Origin of the sequence: Acinetobacter sp. ESBL14, assembly GCF_036668815.1 — a bacterium.
Lineage (GTDB): Bacteria > Pseudomonadota > Gammaproteobacteria > Pseudomonadales > Moraxellaceae > Acinetobacter > Acinetobacter gyllenbergii.
Genome location: NZ_JAZEVS010000011.1, coordinates 32,903 through 59,173, shown reverse-complemented (window position 1 = coordinate 59,173; position 26,271 = coordinate 32,903). Strand labels below are relative to the sequence as shown.

Sequence of the window (26,271 nt, the reverse complement as noted above, 5' to 3'; positions counted from 1 at the left end):
ACTAGTAAAAATCCACACAAGTTGTTCTTCTATTCTCTTAATGATCTTCTCGATGATTCGTCATCATCAAGCTAGGTCGGCTATATTACTCTCAATTTCTTAAAAGTCAACAGGTAATTTAGATATTTAGCAAACTTATCAACCAACCCAAGAATCCAACCTTTCTAGCCAAATCCTTGTTTCTCAACAAGTTTTTATCTACATCACCGCCGATGGATGTGCATTCTACAGTATTTCAGGCCAGGTGCAACCCCCTTTTTTATTATTTTCTTTTGCATGTTTCTTTTTTCTACAAAACCAGTGTTTTCGTTGTTTTTATCAGCTATTTACGTATAAAAAGCAGGCTCGTGGCCTGCTTTTTATTTTTTCCATTGTGATTTAATCAGTAAAAGTCACACGAGCAATCGCTTTTTTACCCGATTGAATGATTAAAGTGACATTCTCTTTTACAGAGTAGCTCATATCAACCACATTCCAATCGACTTTAACCGCACCACGACCCACGGCGTCTTTTGCAGCGGCTGCATTCGGGTTTAAACCTGCTACACGAAGAATGGTTGCGATAAATAACTCACCACCAAACTCGCCACGAGAAATGGTCACTTCGGGAGTATCTTCTGGCACTTCGCCTTCTGTTACACGGTTACCTGCACTCTTATGTGCATTTTCAGCCGCTTCTGCATCATGGAAACGTTCAACTAACTCGAGTGCCAAGATACGTTTGATTTCTTGTGGATTACGACCCGCAGCCATTTCATCCAACAAGACTTTAATTTCATCCAATGACTTAAAGCTCAGTAGATCAAAGTAACGTTCAATCAAGCTATCTGGCATCGACAAGATTTTTTGATACATCGCACCAGGGGTATCAAATACACCAATATAGTTGCCTAAAGATTTAGACATCTTATTGACGCCATCTAAACCTTCAAGAATCGGCACAGTAATACACACTTGTGATTCTTGACCGTAACGACCTTGTAGAGTACGACCCATTAACAAGTTAAAGGTCTGGTCTGTACCACCTAATTCGACATCTGCCTCAAGTGCAATCGAATCATAGCCTTGTACCAATGGATATAAAAACTCATGAATTGCAATCGGTTGATGGTTGTTATAGCGCTTAGTAAAGTCATCACGCTCTAACATACGTGATACGGTTTGCTGGCTTGCCAATTGAATTAAATCAGCAGCTGTTCTTTGATTAAACCACTCTGAGTTAAAGCGTACTTTAGTTTTATTTGGATCTAGTATCTTAAAAACCTGTTCTTGATAGGTTTTTGCGTTGGCTTCAACTTGCTCACGAGACAACGGCGGACGTGTTGCGCTTTTCCCAGACGGGTCACCAATCATGGCCGTATAGTCACCAATCAAGAAAGTGACTTCATGTCCCAAATCTTGGAAGGTTTTTAATTTATTAATTAGAACCGTATGTCCTAAGTGTAAATCAGGAGCCGTTGGGTCAAAGCCTGCTTTTACACGGAGTGGACGATTCTCTTTGAGTTTTTTCAATAAATCTTCTTCAGAGATAATCTCGTGCGTGCCTCTTTGAATGAGAGCAAGCTGTTCTTCGGCTGGCAAGAAATTTGACATCACAAAACCTAAACACATCAGTTATTCAATTTGTGCGATATACTAACATTTTTTCAGCATCTTGCAGGATAAGTTGTATATGAGCGCGATCTATATTGGTGTAATGACAGGCACGAGCATGGATGGTGTTGATATTGTTGCAACTTCATTCGATCCATTAACACTGCATGCCACGCTGACTGTGCCTTTTGAGCCTGAACTACGTGATGAGTTGATGGCATTGACACTCCCTGACGACAATGAAATTGATCGTATGGGTAAAGCTGATGTTGCTTTAGCGCAAATGATTGGGCATGGCATTAATCAACTGATTGAACAAAATAATTTAGACCGAAGCCAAATTAAAGCGATTGGTTCACATGGACAAACCATTCGCCATCGTCCTGAACATGGTTTCACCTTACAAATTGGTGATCCTAATATCATCACAGAAATCACACAACTGCCTGTGGTCTCGGATTTCCGTCGTCGTGATATGGCCGCAGGTGGTCAAGGTGCGCCTTTAGTGCCTGCTTTCCATCAAGCGCTGTTTCAGCATGACAGCATTCACCGCGTGATTTTAAATTTAGGTGGCATTGCCAATGTCAGTATGCTGCCTGCAAATAACCTAGACGGCGTATATGGCTTTGATACAGGTCCTGCCAATATCTTGATGGATGCGTGGTGTCATCGCCATACTGGACATCCTTATGATGAAAATGGCGATTGGGCAGCCTATGGCAATCCCATCCGTTCGTTATTGGATCGTCTACAGAATCATGAGTTTTTTGCCAAAGAACCCCCGAAGAGCACAGGCCGCGAAGACTTTAATTTAGAATGGCTAGATGAGCAGCTCAGCGATTGGCGCAATGATCTTGAATATGATGAACTGGAAGATACCCCAGAAAATATTCAATCCACTTTGATGAAACTCACCACACGCGCCATTAAAAAAGCGATTTACCGTAGTAAAGAAACCATGCCGACGGGTGAAATCTATGTTTGTGGTGGGGGTGCCTATAACTCACATTTACTTGAGCAACTCCGTTGGCGCTTACGTAAACACAATTGGTCAGTACAAACCACGGATGCACTTGATTTAGCCCCAACATGGGTTGAAGCAACTGCTTTTGCGTGGTTGGCTATGCGCTTCGTACAACAACTGAGTGGTAATTTACCCGCGGTGACGGGTGCAGCTGGAGATCGCATTCTCGGCACCATCACCATGGTATAAAACAATAAAAAAGCTTCTCAATTGGAGAAGCTTTTTTTACATCAAAAATCGATTAAATCGAGAAAGATGATCCACAGCCACAGGTTGTGGTCGCATTTGGGTTTTGGATCACAAAGCGTGAACCTTCAAGCCCTTCAAGATAGTCGACAACAGAACCCACGAGATACTGATAGCTGAGAGAGTCAACCAATACTTTCACATCACCATTGCTGAACTCAGCATCATCCTCATTGACACTTTCTGCAAAGTTAAAGCCATAAGAGAAGCCTGAACAGCCACCACCCGTTACATAAACACGTAACATAAGGTCGTTATTGCCTTCACTTTCGCGTAGTTGGCGAACTTTGTTAGCAGCACTATCTGACAATTCTAGAGCTTGGGCGTTCATGATAGATATTCCTCAGACTTCAATACGTCTTTCATAAATAAAAGACCCGATATGTAGTATAGCATACTCAATATCGGGTCTGTATTTGAAGTTTAAAGTGCCATTAAAGACTTTTTATACGATTATTTGTAGTTCTCGTCTTGTAGGCCACATTCAAAATTCTTGGCATCTTCACGGCAACGGAATTGCCATAACAATTTCATCATACGCTTGTCATAAATTCCTTTTGCAGTCAGGTTGATACGCGCTTCACGCATCAACTTTTGATAGCCAGGCTTATCAGAAGCGGGCACTTCCATCCAATATTTTTGTGGAATGTCTGCTTTCATCTTCCCAAGAATGGTAAATGCACGTGGCAATTGTGCCTTCACCCACTCTCGAGATTTTTGACCAAAACCTGCCGGAAATTTCTCTGGATGAATAATTAAATTGCCTGTTACTTGCAGAATTGGATAATTGACAATTGCCCCTTTGGTTCCTAAGCCCTTATACAGTTCCAAAGGTTTAAAGGCCGCGGCTGGTGCACCAATAATATCCACCTGACCATTATTGAACTTGGCACCAAAGTTGGTGATATCAGAACTCACAGCTTGTGCGCCAACTTGTGAAGCCATAATTTTTTGGGCCTCATCATAATCTAGGACAGCGATTTTCTTGCCTGCAGCCTTCGCCACCGTATTGATGTTACGATCATTCACCAATAAATAGGCATCACCTACAGGAATGACCCCAACCACTTCATATTTACCATTCACCATCGCTTTAGCAAAGGTCGGGCTAGCTAAGCCCTGCATCACTTTAACGGCCAATTTAAGGTCAGTAATCGCCCCGATTGCATCCAATGAGCCGGTAAACTGGTTAAACTGACGGCCACGCATTCCTGTGATACTGACCCCATCACATTTACCTGCCTTGAAATCTTCGGCAATAACAGCTTCGTTAGTTCCGACCTTCAGCTCAATATCAGCGCCCCACGTTTTTGCAGCGAGTTGATAATCCTTCATTAATGCATAAACATCGCCACTTTTGCCCACGATATCAAATACACAAATTGTTTGTTTTGCCTGAGTGCCCGCAGATACCGCAGCGATCCCAGTCGCAAGTAATAAAGTTTTAAACCATTGCATTTTATTTTTCCTTTGCATCTATGCTGATTGTTGTTGCATCCCATCCAAAATCAAAAGACTGGTGGTCTATCTTGAAATACGGTTTACCAATGAATCAATGTTTGAATACAGTCATGTTTAATCGTCCTGATTGAAACATCTTTTTAAATCACCAAGATTCCATTTGGTTTTTATATTTTTATATAATTACGATCTTTTTAAAGCAAGACAATGGCTTAAATGACATCTACAAAAAAACAAAAAGCCTAGATCAATCTAGGCTTTAAGTCTTGATTATAGCAATTCTGGATTATTCACCCGGTAATGCACATTCAAAGTTTGCTTTGTCTACTGAACAACGCGCTTTCTTCAATACAGACATCATACCCGCATCGTAAATACCACGTTTAGTCAGATCCATACGACCATCACGTAATAATTTTTGATATTTCAAGTTGTCTTCAGCACTCAAGTTCATTTTATATTTGGCTGGAATTTCAGCTTCATAACGTTTGATCATTGAGAATGCTTTTGGAAGTTGTTTTACAAAGTAGTCACGAGATTTTTGACCAAAACCAGCAGGGAACTTCTCTGGACGAATCACAAGATCCGCAGTAACTTGTAACACTGGGAAGTTAAACATCGCACCATTTGAACCTAAGCCTTTGCTTAACTCTAATGGTTTGTAAGCATAAGCAGGCGCACCGACCATATCCACTTGACCGTTGTTAAATTTAGCAGCGAAGTTAGAGATATCAGAAAGTACCGCTTGCGCGCCTACGCGTTGTACCATGATTTTTTGTGCATCGTCATAACCCAATACGGCGAATTTTTTACCCGCTGCTTTTTCAATTGAGTTAATGCTCTTGTCGCGTACGAAAATGTAAGCAGCACCTAAAGGCGCGATACCCGCGATTTCATATTTATTACCACCCAAATTAGTGGTCATTTTTGCTGCATTACGTGCATCAAGTACATAGGTAATCGCACGCTGTGCAACTTCATTGCTTGGCGCACCGCCCAATGAATCAACTGAACCCGCAAATTTGTTATAAGGACGAGCACGCATTGCTGTCATCGCAACAGCAGCACATTTACCCGCTTTAAAGTTATTGTCTGCAACCTGTTCATCCGTGATTGCAAGTAAGTTAACATCAGCGCCCCAGCCTTTCGCTGCGAGTGCCCAGTCTTGCATCATTTTGTATGATTCACCTGACTTTCCTAATAAGTCGAATACACACACATCAATTGCTGCTTGAGTAGAAGCAGATACACCAAAGATCGAAGTTGCTGCAAGAGCAAGTGCAATTTTTTTCATATTTTTCATCCTTTCACAAACTTTATGTTTGTCTCCTTGTTCGAAGCAAATATTAATCATGTTTTTTGAAAAAAAATAGAGCTTATACTCTATTTTTATGACTAGATTGTTTATTTTTTACCCTCTTTTATCTATTTCTATTATTTTCTTAGGCAATTTTGTTATATCTGCCTCACTTTGTGTATAGATTTATATCTAGGCTACTGTTCTCCTTTTTTATTCACCACTCAAAGTACACTCAAAGTTAGTCCGTTCAACCGTACAACGGGCACGTTTCAGCACATTCATCATACTCGCATCGTACACGCCTTGCTTGGTTAAATTCATGCGTCCATCACGCAACATTTTTTGATAACGGGTTTTATCTTCATTGGTCAAAGTAATCTTTTTGGCATTCATTCCGGCCTCTAAACGCTGCACCATGGCAAAGTTACTTGGCAGTTTGTTGACGAACCATTGTCGAGATTGTGGACCAAAACCACTTGGGAATTGTGCAGGACGAATAATCAGGTCACCGGTAATATTCACTACAGGGAAATTAAACAATGCTCCATTGACCAAACCTTTACTGATTTCTAAAGGCTTATAGGCATAGGCAGGTGCTGCAATCACATCCACCTGTCCACTATTAAATTTTTTCACAAAATCTGAAATATCCGATGGTACCGCCACCAAATCGATGCTTTCGACAATGGCCTTTTGCGCTTGGTCATAATGTAAATAAGCAAATTTTTTGCCTTTGGCTTTTTCAATGGTGTCGATCTTTTTGTCACGTACAAAAATATACGCCAGCCCGACTTGGATAATGCCTGCAACTTCAAATTTCTCGCCGTTCATCGTTGCAGTTAAACGATGCTGATTACGTTTATCCAGTACATACGTAATCGCCTTTTGCGCAATGGCATTGCTGGTGACTGCCCCGACCGCATCCACAGAGCCTGCAAATTTATTATATTTACGAGCACGCATCGAGGTCATATAGACCCCATCACACTTGCCCGCATCGAAATCTTTTTCTGCTTTTTCTTCGTCTTGATAAGGAATCAGTTCAACATCGCCCTGCCATGTTTTAGAAGCCAGCTTCCATTCCTCAATCAGTTTATAAGACTCCCCCGCCTTACCCAATAAATCAAAAACACAAATTTGTTGTTTTGCCTGTACAGGAGTGCTCATGACAAATAGAGCTGTAGCACTCAATGCCCAAAGTCCTTTTTTCATCTTGTTTTCCCTTACTTTGCTATTTTGCACAATTTTCCAGCAGTGCTTATTCAATATAGTCAGATTTTGACCAAAAGAATAGCGCTTTTATATACATATGTCGGGTTTTCATCTGTTTTAACCATCTGCATCACAGAATCAGATCCAGTGATAGGTAGACACGAATCAGCTAAAAACATGTCCTTTCACAGCGATTTACTCACCACCCAAAGTACATTCAAAATTGGTTCGATCGACTGTACAACGCGCGCGTTTCAATACACTCATCATGCTGGCATCGTAAATACCGCGTTTGGTGAGTCCCATTCGTGCTTCACGCAGGATTTGCTGATAACGGGTTTTATCCTCGTTATTCAGGTTAATTTTATACTTGGCAGGTAATTCAGATTCCAAACGCTGGATCAGTGCGAAATTGGTATTTAGACGGCTCAGAAACCATGCCCGAGAGTTCTGTCCAAAATTACTGGAGAATTTTTCAGGACGGATAATCAAGTCCATGGTCATATTCACCGCAGGGAAAGTAATAATCGCGCCCTCATTTCCCAATCCCTTAGACAGCTCTAAAGGCTTATAGGCATAGGCAGGTGCCGCCATAATATCGGCCTGACCAGTATTAAACTTTTTAGCGATATCAGAGATATCCGCAAGTACCGCTTGTCCACCGAGGCTTTTCACCACGATCTTTTGAGCTTCGTCATAGCCCAGCACTGCAAATTTTTTGCCTTTGATTTGCTCAATGGTATTCATTTTCTTGTCTTTGACAAAAATATAGGCCAAGCCGATTTGCGAAATCCCTGCAACTTCATAATTTTCATTATCAACGCTACTGACCAAACGGCGTTGATTACGTTTGTCCAAAGCAAAACTAATCGCTTTCTGTGCAATTGCATAGCTGGGCACAGCGCCAATGGCATCAATCGAACCTGCAAATTTGTTATAACGACGCGCACGCATCGAGGTCATATAGACGCCATCACATTTGCCTTGTTCAAAGTCATTTTCAGCCAACGCTTCATTCTGATAGCTGATCAAAAAGGTATCACCACGCCATGCTTTAGCAGCCAAGGCCCATTCTTCCATAGCCTTATAGGCTTCTCCTGATTTCCCCAACAAATCAAAAACACAAATTTTGCTCGCTGCCTGTGTTTCTGTATAGGTCCCCAACACCAGCATTGCCCCCAATGCAAGAATTCCCTTTTTCATCCTTAAATCCTATGCTACTACTTTTAGTCTTGTTGCTTATTTTTTCATATAATTTAAATAATAATCTGATTCGCATCACAAAAATAGAGCTTTTACTCTATTTTATCATTGATTGATCAGCTCAATTCGAACAACTTGATCTTAAATATAAAAATTTGCATTCATGGACGATCACCTTAAAATGCAGCTATCTATTCGCTATTTTGCATGCTCATGATCCAATTTGACCAAGTTTCATTACGCCGTGGTGGGCGAGTTCTGTTCCAAAAAGCATCGATGCAGCTTCATCCAGGCTGGAAAATTGGTCTTACTGGCGTGAATGGTGCAGGTAAATCGACCTTATTTGCTGCATTTCTAGGAGATTTGGTCGCAGATGAAGGTAATCTGACTCGTCCAGCGGTGTGGACTGTGGCCCACATGGCGCAAGAAATTAAAGCCTTGGACATACCAGCAATTGATTTTGTCCTGTCAGGCGATGAAGAGTATTGGGATATTCAAGAAAAATTAGCCCATCCAGACCAGTTGAGTAATGATGATTTAGCCCGATTGCATGGTCGTTTTGACGAGATTCACGGATATGCAGCACCTGCCAAAGCAGCGCAATTGATGGCAGGTCTCGGCTTTCTCGATCACCAATTAAAATTAAATGTCGCCAGCTTCTCGGGTGGGTGGCGCATGCGTTTGAACTTGGCGCGTACCCTCATGAGCCGTTCAGACCTGCTGTTATTGGATGAACCGACTAACCATTTGGACTTGGATGCGATCTTGTGGTTAGAAGACTGGCTCAAAGCCTATGAAGGCACCTTGGTCCTGATTTCACATGACCGAGATTTCCTCGATGCGATTACCGATCATATTCTTCATATCGAGAATCAAGAACTGACCTTATATACAGGCAATTATTCCACCTTTGAAACCACCCGTAGTGAACGTTTAGCCCAGCAACAACAAGCCTTTGAAAAGCAGCAAGAAACCCGTGCACACCTACAAAAGTTTATTGATCGCTTTAAAGCCAAGGCCACCAAAGCCCGCCAAGCACAAAGCCGAATTAAGCAATTGGAGCGTATGCAGCAGCTGGCACCCGCACATGTTGATACACCGTTTACCTTTAGCTTCCGTGAACCGACCAAAATGAGTTCACCGCTGCTCAGTCTAGATGCGGCTACAATTGGCTACGGCGATAAAATCATTGCTGAAAAAATTCGCCTGCAAATTACACCAAGTTCACGCATTGGCTTATTGGGAATGAATGGTGCGGGTAAATCAACCTTAATCAAGACCCTTGTCGGTGATTTACCGCTACTTGCAGGTGAACGTAAGGCTTCTGAACTGCTCAATATTGGTTATTTTGCTCAGCATCAAATGGATGCCTTGGATGCCCATGCCAGTCCAATGTTGCAATTGGCCCGTATTGCCGATAAAAAAATCAGCGAAGCCGCTTTACGTGCCTTTTTAGGTGGTTTTGGCTTTAGTGGCGAACGGATGGATACGCCATGTGAGAGCTTCTCTGGCGGTGAGCGTGCCCGTTTGGCCTTAGCCCTGATTGTGTGGCAACGCCCCAATGTCTTGATTCTGGACGAACCAACCAACCATTTGGACTTGGATATGCGTCTGGCATTGACCATGGCGTTACAAGACTTTGATGGTGCAGTGGTGCTGGTTTCACATGAACGCCAATTGATTGCGAGTGTCTGTGATGACTTGTTATTAGTACATGCAGGTCAATGCACCGAGTTTGAGGGTGATTTACAAGACTATGCCAAATGGTTACGTGAAGCGCGCCAACAACAGATCAATGCACAAAATGCATCACAGCAACAAAGTACAACCACTCAAGCCCCTGCCGCAAAAGTAGATAAAGAAGCGCAACGTAAAGAAGCAGCTCGTCGCCGTGAAATGACGCGGCCAATTCGTAAAAACATCGAAAAAGTCGAGGCTCAAATTGAAAAGGTTCAACCACGCTTAGCTGAGATTGAACATGCTTTAGCGGATAGTGCTCTATATGAGGCCGACCGTAAAAATGATTTGATCAAGCTGATGAATGAACAAAATGAGCTCAAAGCCAAGTTGGAACAGCATGAAGAACAACTTTTAGAACTAATGATGGAACTGGAAGAATTGGAAAGCTCATTTGCAGATTAAGCAGTTCGCAGATTCATACACATCTCTGATTGAGTGTGTATGAATCACAACATTTAAGGTCAGTGTTTTAAACAGAATCATCCCATTTATGGCCTTAAAAGATGTTTCGGATACTTAAAAACACTATGAATAGCATGAAAAATGTCATGAATTTGTCGGTAATTTAAGATAAGGTAAAAATTGGAATTTTCTCAGAAAATTGAGCTTTAGTCTCAGGCTCGATATACTCGACCCCCACTGTTGTAAATTTATAACTGACGAATGAATCCTGAGGGTTAAATTCATTTCACATTTTTTGTACTTTGATTTGGTGAGTACTCTATTTTGGATCATACAAACTGAATGAATTCTTTAGATTTTATTTTTAATTTTGAACATATTCTACCGGTCTTGGTTCAAGAGTACGGTTTATGGATTTATGCCATCCTTTTTCTGATTATTTTTTCAGAAACCGCCTTTGTTTTTATGTTCTTCCTACCCGGTGATAGTCTATTACTCACCGTAGGTGCATTATGTTCTGTGGTGGAAATCATGCACCTCGGCTACATGATTAGCCTGTTGTTCTTTGCTGCAGCGTTGGGCTATATGGTGAACTACCATATTGGCCGTCATTTTGGCGACCGTATTTTCAATATGAAATCGCGCTTTATTAAGCAAGAATATCTACAAAAGACCAATGTGTTCTTTCTGAAACACGGCGGAAAAACCATTTTACTGGCTCGTTTTATTCCGTTTGCCCGTTCATTTGCGCCCTTAGCAGCTGGTTCTAGTAATATGAACTATAGCCATTTTGTGATTTATAACATCTTAGGCGCATTGCTGTGGATTAGTGTCCTGGTTACTGCTGGATACCTGTTCGGTCATGCACTGATTCAAGTAAGCGATTTTGTAGAAAGTTAATTTTAATAGCACACTATTTTCTTATTCAGCAGGAAAGCTCAGCTCTCCTGCTTTTTTTTAATCAATTTATCCCCTGCTAAGTTCCACGTGGAACGCAAAAAACAATCGTAAATAATAATGAAAATAATTATCAATAAAAATAAAATCACCTTATAAAAAATCTAATCATCAAGGGGATCCCATGCACTAAGCCGCATGGGAAAATCAGTTATGAAGCAAACCGTACCTTCAACCAAGAAAACCAACTCCCGCTGGTACCGTCTTAATTTATGGATTCATCGCTGGGTCAGCTTGGTGATTGTGATTCCCTTTGCGATTCTATCGATCACTGGGGTCATTCTGATCTTTCATGAAGAGATTGATCATGCACTTGGTGTCGAGCCTACAGCGCTGCATTCTTCTTTAGCACAGCAACGACCTTTAGCCGATTCTATTGCGACTGCACAGCGCACCTACCCCAATGAGCAGATTATCAGTACAGGCTATGATCCTGAACACCATCCTGGTGTGCTGTTGATTGGGATGGCCAAGCCCGATCAAAGCTTCGAACAAGCACGTTGGCTGTTTGCTGACATTGGAACGGCACGTTTGATTCAGCAACCAAATGAACGAGATACCTTAACGGGCTTTTTGCTGGAACTGCATGCCAACTGGTTTTTAGGCTTTATTGGACAACTGATTGGTGCACTGATCGCCTTTTTAGTGTTGTTATCCCTTATTTCTGGCTTGGTGGTCTATGCCCCGTACGTGAAAAAATTCCTGTTTGGCATTTTGCGTTTTAATAAGGGGCAACGGCTATTACAGCTCGATCTACATAACTTAATTGGTTCTGCTGTACTGGGCTGGGCGCTGGTGGTGACGATCACTGGTTTTTTACTGGGTTTTGGCACGGTTGCAATTGGGGTTTGGCAAATGACTGAACTGAAAGCACTGCAAGACAAATATCAGCATGCCCGTGTGATTCATCCCCATTTAAGCATTGATCAAGTTTATGCCGCTGCACAAAAGGGTCAAACAGAATGGCATCCGACCAGTGTGTTCTACCCAAAAACTGAATATGCCACCCAAGGACATTATATGGTGCTGTTACAAGGCAATGAAGGGCTAAAAGAAAAGATGCTTAAAGTGGCCTTGGTCAATGCAGAAACAGGACAAGTGGATACTGTTGAGGAATTACCGACTTATTTGAAAGCCATTTTACTGTCACAACCGCTGCATTTTGGCAATTACGGTGGCCTGCCATTAAAGATTCTATGGAGTTTATGCACCCTACTCACCCTATTTATTACCCTGAATGGCGCCTGGTTGTGGTGGGCAAAACGTCAACAAAAGAGCTTAAAAGGAGGCAACAACAATGCAACGATGGAATAAGCTCAGTACTTTATGGTTACTCGCACTCTGCAGTATTGGTGGGATTATTGGAATGCTGCTAATGGATGGTATGGCAGATGTTATTTTTCTAATGATTACCCTGCTGCCCCTGTTGCTTGCAGGATGGCGAGCTTATCTTTTACAGCGTGGTAAAAGATAAGCTTGATTGATATTGATGCCTAAACTAATTAAGCATCAATATCTGCATTTAAGGCATTTTCTTCAATGAAGGCACGACGTGGTTCTACGTCATCACCCATCAAGCATGAGAACATACGATCTGCTTCAATCGCATCATCAATGGTCACTTGCAACATATTACGGTTTTCAGGATCCATCGTGGTTTCCCAAAGTTGCTCAGCATTCATCTCTCCCAAACCTTTATAGCGTTGGATCATCATGCCACGGCGCGAGTCTTGTAAAATATGCTGCCACACTTGATGGAAACTGCTGACTTGAATACGGCGATCACCTTTTTGTAGATAAGCCCCTTCTTCAAGCAACTTGAACCAGCTCTTCGAGTTTTTCAGCAAACGTGCATATTCAGCAGAATTTAACAAACCTGCATCTAATAAATACGAATGCGGCAAATTATGTACATATACGGTGACACGCGGCCAATAATGTGCCGACTTCTCACCTTGCGCATTTTCACGTTCAAACGCTTCCAATGTAATTTCTGGACGTAAGCTTGGTTGTAATTTTTCAATTGCAACACGTAATTGCTCTGCCCATGCTTCCACATAATCGCGTTCGTGATTGTGATCCGCTTTAAATGCATCCAACTCAAGTAGACCATCGAGCAAGCTTGCAGGATAACGTTGGGTTAAGCGTTGTAAGCTCTTCTGCGACACTTGATAATCAGCAATAACACTCGCTAGCGCGGTGCCATTAATCGCTGGTGCTTCAGCGCTAATATGTAATGCAAGTTCATCAATCGCATTTGAGATCAGGTAAGTCTCAAGTGCATCGTTATCTTTGATGTATTGCTCTTGCTTGCCTTTCTTTAACTTGTACAACGGTGGCTGTGCGATATAGATATAACCACGTTCAACCAACTCAGGCATTTGACGGAAGAAGAAGGTCAATAACAAGGTACGAATATGTGAACCATCCACGTCCGCATCGGTCATGATAATGATTTTGTGATAACGCAACTTGTCTGGGTTATATTCTTCACGTCCGATACCACAGCCCAAAGCGGTAATCAACGTACCCACTTCTTGGCTAGAAATCATCTTGTCAAAACGTGCACGTTCAACGTTCAGGATTTTACCCTTAAGTGGCAAAATCGCCTGCATCTTACGGTTACGACCTTGCTTGGCGCTACCGCCTGCAGAGTCACCCTCGACCAGATACAGTTCCGACAATGCTGGATCTTTTTCCTGACAGTCTGCCAACTTACCTGGTAAACCTGCGATATCCAAAGCACTCTTACGGCGGGTCATTTCACGTGCTTTACGTGCCGCATCACGCGCACGTGCTGCATCAATAATTTTACCTGCAATCGATTTTGCAGCCTGTGGGTTTTCAAGCAAATAAGCTGAAAACTCTTTGTTCATGGCTTGTTCAACAGCCGGTTTTACTTCACTCGACACCAGTTTTTCTTTGGTTTGTGAAGAGAATTTTGGATCAGGTACTTTCACTGAAATAATGGCGGTTAAACCTTCACGTGCATCATCGCCCGTCACAGCCACTTTTTCTTTTTTCAGTAAGCTTTCATTTTCCATGTAGCTGTTGAGGCCACGGGTTAATGCAGCTCGGAAACCTGCGAGGTGTGTACCACCATCTTTCTGTGGAATGTTGTTGGTAAAGCAACGGACATTCTCTTGATAGCTATCGTTCCACTGCAATGCGACTTCGACACCGATGCCATTATCCGCATCCATGGTGAAGTGGAAGATTTCATTTAGATGGGTTTTACCTTCGTTAATATATTTAACAAACTCAGATAAACCACCTTCATAATCGTAGACATGCTCGAGATTAACACGTTCGTCACGCAATACGATACGTACCCCTGCGTTCAGGAACGAAAGCTCTCTTAAACGACGCGCCAAAATATCGACACTAAAAATGGTTTGGCTAAAAGTCAGTTCACTTGGCCAGAAACGAACGGTTGTGCCCGATGTATCGGTTTCACCCACAACTTTTAACGGATATTGCGGATCGCCATGTGCGTATTCTTGCTCATGGATTTGGCCGGCACGGTGAATGGTCAAATGCAATTTTTTTGATAAAGCATTAACAACTGAGACACCTACACCATGTAAACCACCCGACACTTTATAGCTGTTATCATCGAACTTACCACCTGCATGCAGAATGGTCAGAATCACCTCTGCCGCAGACACCCCTTCTTCAGGGTGAATATCGGTCGGAATACCACGGCCATTATCCGAGACGCTGACCGATTCATCTTCATGAATGGTGACCAAAATCTCGTCACAGTGGCCTGCTAAAGCTTCATCAATGGCATTATCCACCACCTCAAACACCATATGGTGCAAACCTGTACCGTCATCGGTGTCACCGATATACATGCCAGGGCGTTTACGAACCGCGTCTAATCCACGTAATACTTTAATACTAGAGGAATCATAAGCCTTTTCATTTGTTTGTTCTGTTTGAGAGACTGATTGAGACTCTGAACTCATGGTTACTCCCTAGTAAATATCTAATCTATCCAAAGATGAGGAAATAAAATTATGGCGCAGCAAGACTGACTTGGCCGTGAACAACATGGAATAATTGAAAGGGAATCGACAGATCATGTAAGTGTTTTAATACCGACGCATGGTCTAAGGTGGTCATAAAAACCTGACTTCCCAACTGACTCAGTCGCTCAATTAAACGTTGTTGTGCAGCTAAATCTAACTCTGCTGTCAGATCATCTAATAATACCACAGTTTCCTTGTTACTCGCATGCAGCATTGCAATTTGTGACAGTTTTAATGCCATGATTAACAACTTTTTTTGCCCGCGAGACAGCACATCATCGGCATTGCCAAATGGCGTTTTTAAGCGTAAATCCGCACGGTGTGGACCGTACTCGGTATAACGCCGATCAAGGTCTTTTTGATGCTGCTGAACCAAGTCCTGTAGGAAGCCCTGCTCGGTATGAAAGCCCGCACTGTATTCCAGCTCAATCTGCAGATTTGGTAACAACTGCTGCAAATCTTCATGGAAAAACTGATTCCATTGTTCAACGATTCCAACACGTTGTGAGTGCAAAATTTCGCCATAATCACTCAGCATTTTGTTCCACGGCTCTAAATCAGCCAAGCTGAGATTACGCCGTGTTTTCAGTAAACTATTGCGCTGCTTTAATGCACGCGAATAATACTGCCATGCAAAATAGAACTCAGGTTCCACGTGGAACATCAACCAATCCAACAATTGTCGTCTCGGTTTAGCGCCGTGATCGATAATATCGGTACTTTGTGGATCGATATGTTGTAAAGGCAATAGTTTTGCCAACTGACCTTGTGTGGCAATGGTATCTCCATTGACCTTAATCAGTTGCTCACCCGAAGCCATTTTTTGCATACCGATCCGTTCACTTGCCGATTGTGCAAACACAATCGCATCACCAGCCTCGTATTGGATATAATGTTTAGGAATATGGGTACGAAACGAGCGACCTGTAGCCAATAAATGGATGGATTCAAGTATTGAGGTTTTCCCAGAACCATTGGCCCCGTAAAAAATATTAAACGGTTGCAACTCATTGAGTGCAACCGCCTTTAAATTACGTACACGCTCGATATTTAAACGCGTAATTTGCATGATTTTAAACTCAAACCATCAACGACCTTAAACACGCATTGGCATGACAACATAAGTTTGATCTGGATGGGCTGGATCTTGAACAAGTACAGATTGATTGGCTTCGCTCATGCTCATTTTCACATCATCACCATCTAAAACGCTTAAAACATCAAGGATATACTGCGCATTAAATGACATTTCCAACGGCGCATCTTGATATTGAATTGCAATATCTTCAACCGCCTCATCTTGTTCAGGGTTATTGGCACGCAACTGTAATGAGTCTTGATTGAAATTCAAGAACACGCCACGAAGTTTTTCATTACTTAAAATTGCCACACGCTGTAATGATTGTTTAAACACATCATGTGCAATAAAGACATGCTTATCACCATTTTTTGGAATCACACGGCGATAATCTGGGAATTTTCCGTCAATCAATTTCGTGGTAAAACGAACGGTAATATCGCCCTGCTCTTTATCACGGCTTGGCGTATTGATGGTGACGTTCAATAATTCACGACCAATCAATAAGGTTAATTGTTCATCTTCAATACTGAGTAAACGCTGTAATTCACCGACCGCCTTACGTGGCACAATGGCCTGCATTGGTGCGGCTGCTGTTGATGAAGCTAACACTTCACATAAGGCTAAACGATGTCCATCGGTAGTGACTGTACGTAGTTGATTTTGATCAATTTCCAACAATGTACCAGTCAAATAAAAACGAACATCCTGAACCGCCATCGCGAAGGCGGTTTTTTCAAATAAACGCTTTAATTCGCGTTGGGTAACCTGGACTTGTGTCCCTTGGCTATTTTCGGTGGTCAATAATGGATAATCTTCTGCTGGAAGTGTACCCAAGACGAAACGGCTGTTGCCCGATTTTAAAATACAACGTTGATCTTCGGTAATTTGTAGATCAATTAAGGCTGCTGTAGGAAGAGATTTACAAATTTCGACCAGTTTTCGTGCAGGAACTGTGGTTTCACCCGCTTCCAAGCAAGCACCTTCTGCTAACGTAGTACTGGCAACCAATTCAACTTCCAAGTCAGAACCTGTAATGGTTAAAGCCTGTTGTGTGGTTTGAATTTTAACGTTTGAAAGAATATTCAAGGTATGACGGCGTTCAACAGCCCCCACCACATGGGATAAAACATTGACTAAACTTTCTTTAGCGATTTTCAAACGCACGATTTTATTCCTCTTACAACAGAAGCCGATATGAATGTTAGCAGTGTACTATGCTGCACTTAAAAATAGTTTGCAACTCTGAAAAATAGATTAACTTTGTAACAAGCGCAGTAAATTTTTATAGTCTTCATTAAAAATAGGGTCTTCTTCACGCAAGCTGACCACTTTTTCACAGGCATGCATCACGGTACTGTGGTCACGACCACCAAAGGCCATACCAATTTCAGGGAAACTGTCCCCAGTTAATTCACGCGCCAACCCCATAGCCAATTGACGTGGGCGTGCATAAATACGGGTACGTTTTGGCCCAATCAACTCTTTCAGTGGAATTCGGAAGTATTCACTCACCACCCGCTGGATGTTTTCCACGCTAATCGTACGCGCACGAATTGCTAAAACATCTTTTAAAGATTCCCGCACCACATCCAAATCAATCACGGTGCCTTTAAAACGTGAAATTGCGACGACTTTATTGAGTGCACCTTCAAGCTCACGTACGTTTGCAACCACTTGTTGTGCAATAAACAAAGCACAGTTTCGCGGTAAATCAACACCACTATTTTCCGCTTTTTTCAGCAAGATCTCGATTCGGGTTTCAATATCGGGCGGTTCTACCCCCACAGATAAACCCCATGAAAAGCGAGAAACTAAACGTGGATCAAGTTCAGTGAGTTCTTTGGGATAACGATCTGAGGTTAAAATAATTTGTTTAGATTCATCCAGTAAGGCATTGAATGTATAAAAGAATTCAACAAGGCTCGCTTCTTTGCCTGCGAGTAAATGGATATCATCAACCAATAACAAGTCTAAAGAACGGCAATTTTTCTTAAATTCTTCAACCTTACCTTTTTGCAATGAACTGACAAAGTCCTGAACAAAACTTTCGGAGGTCATATACATCACACGTGCATTTGGCTTGGCTTGTAATAGCGCATTGCCCACAGCCTGCATTAAATGGGTTTTACCGAGACCTGTTGGGCCATATAAAAATAAAGGGTTATGTTGAGAAGCACCTAACTGGGTTAACACCTTACGGCAGGTTTCAGCAGCCATTTGGTTAGAACGGCCTTCAACAAATAAAGAGAAGGTAAATAACGGATTGAGTTGTCTTTTCTTCGGTATTTTAGTGACATTTTGACTCGGTTGAACCAAATCAGATTCTTTTTTTACCTTTGTTGGAACAGCAACAGGAGCGCTACTCAACGCTGCTGTTGTGGTTGCAGGTTGCTCATTAGAAGACAAAATCGTCCCAGGACGTGAATCAACCAGAATTTCAACCTGACGAACTCGACCTTCCGACAATTGTTCAGCAAGAATAGAAATCAGTTCTAAATGGTTATCTTGAATATAACGCGTCCAATAAGGGTTCGGTGCGTATAAACGCATCACACCATCAACCTCTTCAGCAACCAAAGGACGAATCCACATCGCAAAGACGTTATCAGATAGCTCTTGTCGCAAGCGAGTTAAGCAGTCTGTCCAGAGCATGTGCATCCCCTATATATCCATTTTTTAAATTCAAAAATAAAAAACCGTCACCCCTCATCTTTCAAAGGGGTCGCCATTCTAACCAAGTTATCCACATCTGTCAGGACAATTTATGGGACTTTTGCTGAAAAAGACAGCATTCGTTTATAAATTTAAATTCAAAACCACATGTGCATAACTTTTTGCACAAGCTGTGGATAGTTTTAAGCTCAAAGTTATCCACAAACTATAAAATTAATAAAAACATGCTTATCCACAGTGTAACTTTATGTTTACTCATAAAAAAACATCACTTTCCACAGAAAATATCCACCCTAATAAGAATAAATTTAAATTTTAAAATTTGAATTTACTTATAGGGTTCACTCGAATTGTGGATAACTGAGCATATCGAAATTTAAATTCAAAATCCAAGAATTAAATTTAAATCAGATGGTGGAGTGTTGATAAGCTTGTTTGTAAGCTGTGAATATAGACGAATACTGATATTATTTAAATAGATAGCTTGTGTATATTTTTTGTTTTCAATAAAAGCATATAACTACGAGCAGCTTTATCGCTTCAAAACAGAACAAACAAAATGTAAAGTTTTTGATTTTCCATTGACAGCGTAAACATTGCGCAATAAAATCGCGGACCTTTATAGAAAGATCATTTTGGAGTTTCGAAATGAAACGTACTTTCCAACCATCTGAATTAAAGCGTAAACGCGTTCATGGTTTCCGCGCTCGTATGGCTACTAAAGCAGGTCGTCAAGTTTTAGCTCGTCGTCGTGCAAAAGGTCGTCATAGCTTAACTGTTTAATACTGTTAAGCTGACCAGACTTGGGTGATGACACTTTACAGTTTCGGCACTGAATCTCGTATTCGTTGTGCCGCTGATTATAAAAGTGTATTTGATGGTGCGCTTTTTAAAGTGCATCAGCCCCATTTCCTTTTTTTAGCAAAATTAACCGAACAGCCGAAAAGCCGTTTGGGTATTGTCGTTGCTAAAAAAAAGGTGCGTCGTGCACATGAACGAAATCGAATAAAACGTCTTGCTCGGGAGAGCTTTCGTTTACATCAAGCGCAATTTAATGCTGATATCGATATTGTGGTGATGCCTAAAGTAGGTATAGAAGCAATCGCAAATCAAGAATTACATCAACAATTAGATTTTGCTTGGCAAAAATTACAACGCTTAGCAAAGAAGCATTCCAAAGTCGTTGTGACATCCCTCCAAAATTAGAGATCTCCAATGGTACGTTTACTGCATTGGTTGATAAGATGTTACCAAATCGCAATTAGTCCATTATTGGGTCCTCGTTGTCGCTATATTCCCACTTGTTCGCAATATGCAATCGAAGCGTTGCAGACACATGGCGCGGTCAAAGGTGTATGGCTATCGACTAAGCGAATTTGCCGTTGTCATCCTTGGGGTGGGTCAGGCTATGATCCAGTGCCTCGTAAAGCACTTCGTTTTATTTCGTTTCATCAAATAGATTCTCAAATGCATCACGTTGCTGTACCCTTTCGTGATCGTTTATTCAAGCAAAATCTCTCTAACCATTTGGGATTATAGATATGCAACAATGGGCCAGATTTGCAATTCTTGGAGCCATGTTTGTTACCGCATATTTGCTTATTTTGGCTTGGCAAAAAGATTATGGTCATGCTGCACCAGCACCGCAACAACAAGCGGCTGCTGTGACTGCACATGAAGTATCTGCAGATTTGCCAAATGCTCAAAATGCAACAGCGGCTTCAGACTTGCCACAAGCAAATGCGACTGCATCACAAGCTACAGAACATAATACATCTGTGAGCCAGCAACTGATTTCAGTACAAACTGATCTTTATCACCTGTGGATCAATCCAAAAGGTGGTGATATCGTCCGTATTGAATTGTTAAGCCATGATGAAAGCAAAGACAGCGATAAACCGTTTGTCATGCTGGAAAGTGATGCGAAACGTACTTACGTCGCTCAATCTGGTTTAATTGGTTTAAATGGACCAGATAGCAGCCGTGGCGGTCGTCCAATGTATGATGTTGAAAAAACAGCATATACCTTGGCAGATGCGAAAAGCGTTGCGTCGAAAGATGGTAAAACACATCAAGTGTTGACTGTGCCGTTGGTATTTAAAACACCTGAAGGTGTGGAAGTGATCAAATCGTTCACCTTCACGCAAGGCGATTACCCAATTACCGTTAAACATCAAGTTATTAACCGCAGTCAGCAAAACTGGCAAGGTCAAATGTTTGGTCAGTTAAAGCGTGATAATTCGGATGATCCTGGTAAGTCTTCACAAGGTATTTTCACCTTGGGTACTTATCTTGGCGGCGCTTGGGGTACACCAGATGCGCATTATAACAAGTTAAAATTCGCTAACTTTAATGACGAAAAATTAAATGTTGAAGCCAAAGGCGGCTGGGTTGCCATGGTTCAGCATTATTTTGTGAGCGCATGGATTCCTGGGAACTTAAAACTCACTCAGGCCGATGGTCAGCCATATAATGCAAAATTAGAGTCACGTCAGTCTACGGACGGCATGAATATCATGGGCTTCACCTCTCCAGTGATTAATGTACCTGCAGGTACCTCAATGGAAGTGGATGCTAAGCTTTATTCTGGTCCGAAAGTTCAGTCTGAGCTGAAAGACTTGGCTGATGGTTTAAACCAAACTGTAGATTATGGTTGGTTATGGCCAATTGCGAAATTATTGTTCTTGGGCTTGCAATTCTTCCATAACATTATTGGGAACTGGGGCTGGTCAATTATCTTATTGACGATCTTGGTGAAGTTGATTTTATGGCCACTTTCTTCAAAAAGTTATCGTTCGATGGCGAAAATGCGTGTGATTGCACCCGAAATGCAACGCATGAAAGAAGAATTTGGTGAAGACCGCATGCGTTTCTCGCAAGAAATGATGGCGTTATACAAGCGTGAACAAGTCAACCCATTGTCTGGTTGCTTGCCATTGCTATTACAAATGCCGATTTTCTTAGCCTTGTATTGGGTATTGATGGAATCTGTTGAGCTGCGCCATGCACCATGGTTAGGCTGGATTCAAGATTTATCAGCAATGGATCCATGGTTTATCTTGCCGTTGATCATGGGTGTGACCATGTTCGTTCAGCAAATGTTGAACCCACAACCGACTGATCCAATGCAGGCCAAAGTGTTCCGTATCATGCCAATCATGTTTACGGTATTCATGTTGTTCTTCCCTGCGGGCTTAGTGCTTTACTGGATCGTCAACAACAGTATTACCATTTTACAACAATGGTTTATTAACAAAGGTGTCGAAAAAGACCGTCTCAACAAGGTTGAGCCGAGCGCTTAAGTTCGAACTTTTACTGAATAAATCCGCTTAAGATGGTAATCTTAGGCGGATTTTTCTTTGTCTGTATTTAGGGTTTGAACCCAACAACCCTTGCTTTTTTTAGGTGAATTTAACATGCAACATCAAACCACAATTGCTGCGATTGCTACTCCATTAGGTCGTGGTGGTGTGGGGGTGATTCGACTCTCTGGACCGAAAGCTTATGTGATTGCAGAGCAACTGACCCAGAAAAAGCCCCCTGCGGCACGCATGGCTGGTTTCCGTCAGTTTTGTGATGCCGATGGCTCGGTAATGGACGAAGGCATTGTATTGTGTTTTCCAAACCCACATTCCTTTACCGGGGAAGATGTGGTGGAATTACAAGGTCATGGTGGTCCAGTCATTCAGAATGCGTTATTAGCACGTTTACTGGATTTAGGCGCAACTGCTGCAAAGGCGGGTGAGTTTTCCATGCGTGCCTTTGAAAATGGCAAGATGGACTTGGTACAAGCCGAAGCGATTGCCGATTTGATTGATGCTACTTCACAGGCGGCAGCACGTTCAGCAGTACGCTCTTTACAAGGTGCATTTTCAACCAAAATTAATATGGTTTTAGAGCAACTGATTCACTTACGGTTGCATGTTGAAGCTGCGATTGATTTCCCCGAAGAAGAAATTGATTTCCTGGCCGATGGCAAGATTTTGGCCTTGCTGGATGGTGTACAGGACTCGGTTCAAGCGGTACAGCAGTCCGCACGCCAAGGCCAATTGCTACGTGAAGGTTTACAGGTGGTGATTGCGGGTAAGCCCAATGCGGGTAAATCGAGCCTGTTAAACGCACTCGCTGGTCATGAACGTGCCATTGTGACCGATATTGCAGGGACTACCCGTGATGTGTTGCATGAAAAGATCAGTTTAAATGGCTTGCCGATGACTTTAACCGATACTGCAGGCTTACGTGAAACGGGCGATATCGTCGAGCAGGAAGGGATTCGTCGTGCGATCAAGGAAATTGAACAGGCTGATTTATTGCTGTTGGTGTATGACTTGAATCAAGGCGATGAACCTTTACAGCTGGCACATGAATATTTTGCTGATCATCTGGAGCCAAAGCGTTTATTGTTGATTGGGAATAAATGCGATTTAACTGGACAACAGGCGGAAATGACCGATTATCAGGGCTTCCGTCATATTAGTGTCTCAGCCAAACAGGATATGGGGGTTCAGGCGCTCATAGATGCGATTACAGCGCATGCGGGCTTCCAACCTGAGGAAGACACCTTCATCGCCCGAACGCGTCATTTAGACGCAATGAAGCGCACTCAGCGCTATTTGTCTGAGGCACGTGAGCAGTTGGTGGTGTTTAACGCTGGTGAGCTGGTGGCTGAGTCATTGCGTTTGGCGCAAAATGCATTGGGTGAAATCACCGGTGATTTCAGTGCCGATGATTTGCTCGGCAAGATTTTTGGTTCGTTCTGTATTGGGAAGTAATCAAGTATTTAAGCCATTTTAACAATCATAAAACAAGATAAAAGTACTAATTTATAATGAATTAGTACTTTTTATTCTAAAATATACTGATAATAAAATTTAGTGTAATTATTATACTTTTATTGCTGATTTTTCTTATTACAAAATTTCTGATGAGTTAAAAATGATTGCTTATAAAGTGATTTTTGGGCCAATTACAAAAACAAATCGAGAACAAGCCGAATGGTTGGTTGAGGATTATCTTTCGGCTTTATTACATAATGGTCAAGTCTGCGGTGAGTACTATTTGATCGTACATCAAGGCCTGTTGTGTACCTATATCAATCTGCAAGGTCTTGATGCAAATTTAAAAGAATATCATTGCAAATATGGTATTGAACGATTGAAACGCATTACTGAGTTGTTTGATTGTGAACCATTATGGGAATGTATTGATGATGATGTTCCAGAAAAAAATACCCATTGGCAAAATGCTACTTTCCTTTACCTTTATACCCATATGAATGATTGGCAGTCACCTGTGTGTCGAGGGGATAATGGTTATCCAATACCGATTTTTCTTCTTTCAGGAGAGCATCAGCAACGAGAAGAAATATTTTTTTGGCAACAAGAATATAAGATCTATGATCAAGCTTGGATACATAGTGGCGCTTTGGAAAAAATAGCTTATAAACAATTGGCAACTCCAGATAGTGAGTTAGCAAAAACAGGTCAAAAAATCTGTAAATATATTGAAGAAGTTACAGGTGTACCTACGTACTATTACGTTAAGCGTTATTGGGGACGTAAAAAGAATGAAGATGCTCGGCTGTGCCCAGCTTGTGGTCAAAAATGGAGTATAGATACGGATGCAAAAGTGAATGTTTTTTATAATTTTACTTTTAAATGTGATCCATGCCGTTTAGTCTCACATCTTGCCGTCTCTTATGAAGATGAACGACATGCAGTTATTGGAGAATGGCGGCCATCTAAAATCTAATTAAAATTCATATAAATAAAAGGCTTAGATCGTGATGATCTAAGCCATTGTTGATCAACCTTCTTCTTGTTCTTCCTCTGTTTTTTCTTCTTGTACCACATTTAACGCGGTCATCATGGCGGCCGGTGCGCCTTCTTGGCGAGTACTTTTGAGCTTGATCTGCAAACGCAATTCATTGACTGAATCGGCATTGCGTAAGGCTTCATCATAGCTAATTGCGCCTTCGTTATACAGCTCAAATAAGGCTTGGTCGAAGGTTTGCATACCCAACTCACGCGATTTGCTCATAATCTCTTTCAGTGCGTGGAACTGCCCTTTGAGAATATTGTCTGCAATTAATGGGGTATTCAACAAAATTTCAATTGCAGCACGACGACCTTTGCCATCTTCGGTACGTACCAAGCGTTGCGAAATAATCCCTTTCATATTGGATGAAAGATCCATCAGTAATTGATTGCGACGCTCTTCTGGGAAAAAGTTAATAATTCGGTCCAGTGCTTGGTTGGCATTGTTAGCGTGTAATGTACCTAGACACAAATGCCCAGTTTCCGCAAAGGCAATTGCATGTTCCATGGTTTCTGTGTCACGGATTTCGCCAATCAGAATCACATCGGGTGCCTGACGTAGCGTGTTTTTCAAGGCATGCTGCCATGAATGACAATCAACCCCCACCTCACGATGGGTAATCATTGATTTTTTATGTTTATGCACGTATTCCACTGGGTCTTCAACGGTAATGATATGCCCCGCTGAGTTTTCATTGCGATGGTCAATCATGGCAGCCAAAGAGGTTGATTTTCCTGAACCTGTACCCCCAACAACCAGCACCAAACCACGTTTTTCCATAATCACATTTTTCAGAGATTCTGGTAATTTTAGTTTCTGAAAGGTTGGAATTTCTGAGGTAATGGTACGAATCACCATACCGATTTGTAGCTGTTGTTTAAACACGTTGACACGGAAACGGGAAACATTGGGCACATTGATGGCAAAATTACATTCCCATTCTGTTTCAAACTCTTGACGTTGTTTTTCATTCATCAAGCTATAGGCAAACAGCTTGGTTTTATCTGCGGTGAGTGCTTGTTGCCCCAATGGACGCATCAGCCCTTGCAATTTAATGCTTGGTGGAAAATCAGCAGTGATAAATAAATCAGACCCTCCATATTCCACCACTTTGCTGAGCATGTGAAACATAAAGGTTTTGGCTTCTTCTAATAGTTCCGCGTTATACATTGAGCTACCTAAATTTTTTAGAATGAAGCGAAGTTCATTGCTGTAATACGATGACAATCATCCCGATAGGGGAACATTTTTGTTTCTTGAAAATGAATGATGATAGATCAATGTGACTCGATTTTGACCATTTTATCGTCATCATTTTCACTGTGTTGCTGAATGATACGAATTATTCCAAAAAGCGAGGTGTTGATCTATGTGCTTTTTAAAATTATTAAATAATTATCAATGTGATGGACCTAAATTGTCAGTTTTTTACTGAATCGATCGCTTGCAGCATGCTGTATGGGGGATGTGAACAGGATAAACGAACGTTCCACGTGAAACATCGCATGAATTGGTTGAGTTTTGGTTG

General features: G+C 41.8%; 22 protein-coding genes. 11 read left to right on the top strand and 11 right to left on the bottom strand.

Annotation, left to right across the window (positions count from 1 at the left end):
• Positions 1-378 precede the first annotated feature (378 nt).
• Positions 379-1,611, bottom strand: a complete 1,233-nt coding sequence (gene tyrS / locus V6E90_RS21115) for a tyrosine--tRNA ligase (RefSeq protein WP_016543200.1) — start codon at positions 1,609-1,611, stop codon at positions 379-381.
• Between the two features lie 61 nt (positions 1,612-1,672).
• On the opposite strand from tyrS, the gene V6E90_RS21110 reads away from it, so the two are divergent.
• The gene (locus tag V6E90_RS21110) at positions 1,673-2,806 is read left to right on the top strand and encodes an anhydro-N-acetylmuramic acid kinase (RefSeq protein WP_016543201.1); all 1,134 of its coding nucleotides are present in this window, start codon (positions 1,673-1,675) and stop codon (positions 2,804-2,806) included.
• 52 nt (positions 2,807-2,858) lie between these two features.
• Here the strand turns inward: V6E90_RS21110 and erpA are convergent, their stop codons facing one another.
• The 5 genes from erpA to V6E90_RS21085 all read right to left on the bottom strand — a co-directional run bounded on the left by erpA (position 2,859) and on the right by V6E90_RS21085 (position 8,039).
• Positions 2,859-3,194 carry an iron-sulfur cluster insertion protein ErpA gene (gene erpA, locus V6E90_RS21105; RefSeq protein ID WP_016660072.1) on the bottom strand — a complete coding sequence of 112 codons (336 nt, stop codon included), beginning with the start codon at positions 3,192-3,194 and terminating at the stop codon, positions 2,859-2,861.
• A 122-nt stretch (positions 3,195-3,316) separates the two neighbouring features.
• Complete coding sequence (locus V6E90_RS21100) at positions 3,317-4,321, bottom strand: putative solute-binding protein (protein WP_065344245.1); 1,005 nt, start codon at positions 4,319-4,321, stop codon at positions 3,317-3,319.
• 289 nt (positions 4,322-4,610) lie between these two features.
• Positions 4,611-5,618, bottom strand: a complete 1,008-nt coding sequence (locus V6E90_RS21095) for a putative solute-binding protein (RefSeq protein WP_016543205.1) — start codon at positions 5,616-5,618, stop codon at positions 4,611-4,613.
• Positions 5,619-5,834: 216 nt separating this feature from the next.
• On the bottom strand, positions 5,835-6,836 hold the full coding sequence (locus V6E90_RS21090) for a putative solute-binding protein (protein ID WP_004803362.1): 1,002 nt from the start codon (positions 6,834-6,836) through the stop codon (positions 5,835-5,837).
• Between the two features lie 195 nt (positions 6,837-7,031).
• Positions 7,032-8,039 (bottom strand): putative solute-binding protein, encoded by a 1,008-nt coding sequence (locus V6E90_RS21085; RefSeq protein WP_332606363.1) that lies wholly within the window; start codon positions 8,037-8,039, stop codon positions 7,032-7,034.
• A gap of 213 nt (positions 8,040-8,252) precedes the next feature.
• On the opposite strand from V6E90_RS21085, the gene V6E90_RS21080 reads away from it, so the two are divergent.
• The 4 genes from V6E90_RS21080 to V6E90_RS21065 all read left to right on the top strand — a co-directional run bounded on the left by V6E90_RS21080 (position 8,253) and on the right by V6E90_RS21065 (position 12,612).
• Positions 8,253-10,181 carry an ATP-binding cassette domain-containing protein gene (locus tag V6E90_RS21080; protein WP_065344246.1) on the top strand — a complete coding sequence of 643 codons (1,929 nt, stop codon included), beginning with the start codon at positions 8,253-8,255 and terminating at the stop codon, positions 10,179-10,181.
• Between the two features lie 342 nt (positions 10,182-10,523).
• Positions 10,524-11,081: a VTT domain-containing protein gene (locus tag V6E90_RS21075; protein WP_016543208.1), complete on the top strand. Its 558-nt coding sequence runs from the start codon at positions 10,524-10,526 to the stop codon at positions 11,079-11,081.
• Positions 11,082-11,291: 210 nt separating this feature from the next.
• Positions 11,292-12,452 carry a PepSY-associated TM helix domain-containing protein gene (locus V6E90_RS21070; RefSeq protein WP_065344242.1) on the top strand — a complete coding sequence of 387 codons (1,161 nt, stop codon included), beginning with the start codon at positions 11,292-11,294 and terminating at the stop codon, positions 12,450-12,452.
• Positions 12,436-12,612, top strand: coding sequence for a hypothetical protein (locus V6E90_RS21065; protein ID WP_016543210.1), 177 nt, complete (start codon positions 12,436-12,438; stop codon positions 12,610-12,612). The genes V6E90_RS21070 and V6E90_RS21065 overlap by 17 nt, the downstream gene beginning before the upstream one ends.
• A 28-nt stretch (positions 12,613-12,640) precedes the next feature.
• On the opposite strand, the gene gyrB is transcribed toward V6E90_RS21065, so the two are convergent.
• The 4 genes from gyrB to dnaA form a co-directional block, all read right to left on the bottom strand.
• Complete coding sequence (gyrB, locus tag V6E90_RS21060) at positions 12,641-15,109, bottom strand: DNA topoisomerase (ATP-hydrolyzing) subunit B (RefSeq protein ID WP_005277650.1); 2,469 nt, start codon at positions 15,107-15,109, stop codon at positions 12,641-12,643.
• Positions 15,110-15,158: 49 nt separating this feature from the next.
• Positions 15,159-16,241, bottom strand: coding sequence for a DNA replication/repair protein RecF (gene recF / locus V6E90_RS21055; protein WP_332606362.1), 1,083 nt, complete (start codon positions 16,239-16,241; stop codon positions 15,159-15,161).
• A 27-nt stretch (positions 16,242-16,268) separates the two neighbouring features.
• Positions 16,269-17,417 (bottom strand): DNA polymerase III subunit beta, encoded by a 1,149-nt coding sequence (gene dnaN / locus V6E90_RS21050; protein ID WP_016543212.1) that lies wholly within the window; start codon positions 17,415-17,417, stop codon positions 16,269-16,271.
• 90 nt (positions 17,418-17,507) lie between these two features.
• Complete coding sequence (gene dnaA / locus V6E90_RS21045) at positions 17,508-18,905, bottom strand: chromosomal replication initiator protein DnaA (RefSeq protein ID WP_004803339.1); 1,398 nt, start codon at positions 18,903-18,905, stop codon at positions 17,508-17,510.
• 669 nt (positions 18,906-19,574) lie between these two features.
• Here dnaA and rpmH point away from each other — a divergent pair.
• The 6 genes from rpmH to V6E90_RS21015 all read left to right on the top strand — a co-directional run bounded on the left by rpmH (position 19,575) and on the right by V6E90_RS21015 (position 24,677).
• Positions 19,575-19,709: a 50S ribosomal protein L34 gene (gene rpmH / locus V6E90_RS21040; RefSeq protein WP_000831329.1), complete on the top strand. Its 135-nt coding sequence runs from the start codon at positions 19,575-19,577 to the stop codon at positions 19,707-19,709.
• Between the two features lie 27 nt (positions 19,710-19,736).
• Positions 19,737-20,132: a ribonuclease P protein component gene (gene rnpA, locus V6E90_RS21035; protein ID WP_004656857.1), complete on the top strand. Its 396-nt coding sequence runs from the start codon at positions 19,737-19,739 to the stop codon at positions 20,130-20,132.
• A 9-nt stretch (positions 20,133-20,141) separates the two neighbouring features.
• Positions 20,142-20,465 (top strand): membrane protein insertion efficiency factor YidD, encoded by a 324-nt coding sequence (gene yidD / locus V6E90_RS21030; protein WP_004803336.1) that lies wholly within the window; start codon positions 20,142-20,144, stop codon positions 20,463-20,465.
• A 2-nt stretch (positions 20,466-20,467) separates the two neighbouring features.
• Positions 20,468-22,228, top strand: a complete 1,761-nt coding sequence (gene yidC, locus V6E90_RS21025) for a membrane protein insertase YidC (RefSeq protein WP_016543214.1) — start codon at positions 20,468-20,470, stop codon at positions 22,226-22,228.
• Positions 22,229-22,342: 114 nt separating this feature from the next.
• Positions 22,343-23,698 carry a tRNA uridine-5-carboxymethylaminomethyl(34) synthesis GTPase MnmE gene (mnmE, locus tag V6E90_RS21020; RefSeq protein WP_332606361.1) on the top strand — a complete coding sequence of 452 codons (1,356 nt, stop codon included), beginning with the start codon at positions 22,343-22,345 and terminating at the stop codon, positions 23,696-23,698.
• Between the two features lie 163 nt (positions 23,699-23,861).
• Positions 23,862-24,677 (top strand): DUF2310 family Zn-ribbon-containing protein, encoded by an 816-nt coding sequence (locus tag V6E90_RS21015; RefSeq protein ID WP_065344239.1) that lies wholly within the window; start codon positions 23,862-23,864, stop codon positions 24,675-24,677.
• A 54-nt stretch (positions 24,678-24,731) separates the two neighbouring features.
• Here the strand turns inward: V6E90_RS21015 and V6E90_RS21010 are convergent, their stop codons facing one another.
• On the bottom strand, positions 24,732-25,913 hold the full coding sequence (locus V6E90_RS21010) for a PilT/PilU family type 4a pilus ATPase (RefSeq protein ID WP_065344238.1): 1,182 nt from the start codon (positions 25,911-25,913) through the stop codon (positions 24,732-24,734).
• Between the last annotated feature and the right edge of the window lie 358 nt (positions 25,914-26,271).

What these genes read in the sequence shown, in the direction of transcription:
- mnmE (WP_332606361.1), top strand. Translation starts at nt 22,343, where the DNA reads ATGCAACATCAAACCACAATTGCTGCGATTGCTACTCCATTAGGTCGT.
- recF (WP_332606362.1), bottom strand. Translation starts at nt 16,241, where the DNA reads ATGCAAATTACGCGTTTAAATATCGAGCGTGTACGTAATTTAAAGGCG.
- V6E90_RS21010 (WP_065344238.1), bottom strand. Translation starts at nt 25,913, where the DNA reads ATGTATAACGCGGAACTATTAGAAGAAGCCAAAACCTTTATGTTTCAC.
- yidD (WP_004803336.1), top strand. Translation starts at nt 20,142, where the DNA reads ATGGTACGTTTACTGCATTGGTTGATAAGATGTTACCAAATCGCAATT.
- yidC (WP_016543214.1), top strand. Translation starts at nt 20,468, where the DNA reads ATGCAACAATGGGCCAGATTTGCAATTCTTGGAGCCATGTTTGTTACC.
- rnpA (WP_004656857.1), top strand. Translation starts at nt 19,737, where the DNA reads ATGACACTTTACAGTTTCGGCACTGAATCTCGTATTCGTTGTGCCGCT.
- V6E90_RS21070 (WP_065344242.1), top strand. Translation starts at nt 11,292, where the DNA reads ATGAAGCAAACCGTACCTTCAACCAAGAAAACCAACTCCCGCTGGTAC.
- V6E90_RS21100 (WP_065344245.1), bottom strand. Translation starts at nt 4,321, where the DNA reads ATGCAATGGTTTAAAACTTTATTACTTGCGACTGGGATCGCTGCGGTA.
- V6E90_RS21080 (WP_065344246.1), top strand. Translation starts at nt 8,253, where the DNA reads ATGATCCAATTTGACCAAGTTTCATTACGCCGTGGTGGGCGAGTTCTG.
- tyrS (WP_016543200.1), bottom strand. Translation starts at nt 1,611, where the DNA reads ATGTGTTTAGGTTTTGTGATGTCAAATTTCTTGCCAGCCGAAGAACAG.
- V6E90_RS21090 (WP_004803362.1), bottom strand. Translation starts at nt 6,836, where the DNA reads ATGAAAAAAGGACTTTGGGCATTGAGTGCTACAGCTCTATTTGTCATG.
- V6E90_RS21065 (WP_016543210.1), top strand. Translation starts at nt 12,436, where the DNA reads ATGCAACGATGGAATAAGCTCAGTACTTTATGGTTACTCGCACTCTGC.
- V6E90_RS21085 (WP_332606363.1), bottom strand. Translation starts at nt 8,039, where the DNA reads ATGAAAAAGGGAATTCTTGCATTGGGGGCAATGCTGGTGTTGGGGACC.
- dnaA (WP_004803339.1), bottom strand. Translation starts at nt 18,905, where the DNA reads ATGCTCTGGACAGACTGCTTAACTCGCTTGCGACAAGAGCTATCTGAT.
- V6E90_RS21110 (WP_016543201.1), top strand. Translation starts at nt 1,673, where the DNA reads ATGAGCGCGATCTATATTGGTGTAATGACAGGCACGAGCATGGATGGT.
- gyrB (WP_005277650.1), bottom strand. Translation starts at nt 15,109, where the DNA reads ATGAGTTCAGAGTCTCAATCAGTCTCTCAAACAGAACAAACAAATGAA.
- V6E90_RS21095 (WP_016543205.1), bottom strand. Translation starts at nt 5,618, where the DNA reads ATGAAAAAAATTGCACTTGCTCTTGCAGCAACTTCGATCTTTGGTGTA.
- rpmH (WP_000831329.1), top strand. Translation starts at nt 19,575, where the DNA reads ATGAAACGTACTTTCCAACCATCTGAATTAAAGCGTAAACGCGTTCAT.
- V6E90_RS21015 (WP_065344239.1), top strand. Translation starts at nt 23,862, where the DNA reads ATGATTGCTTATAAAGTGATTTTTGGGCCAATTACAAAAACAAATCGA.
- V6E90_RS21075 (WP_016543208.1), top strand. Translation starts at nt 10,524, where the DNA reads ATGAATTCTTTAGATTTTATTTTTAATTTTGAACATATTCTACCGGTC.
- erpA (WP_016660072.1), bottom strand. Translation starts at nt 3,194, where the DNA reads ATGAACGCCCAAGCTCTAGAATTGTCAGATAGTGCTGCTAACAAAGTT.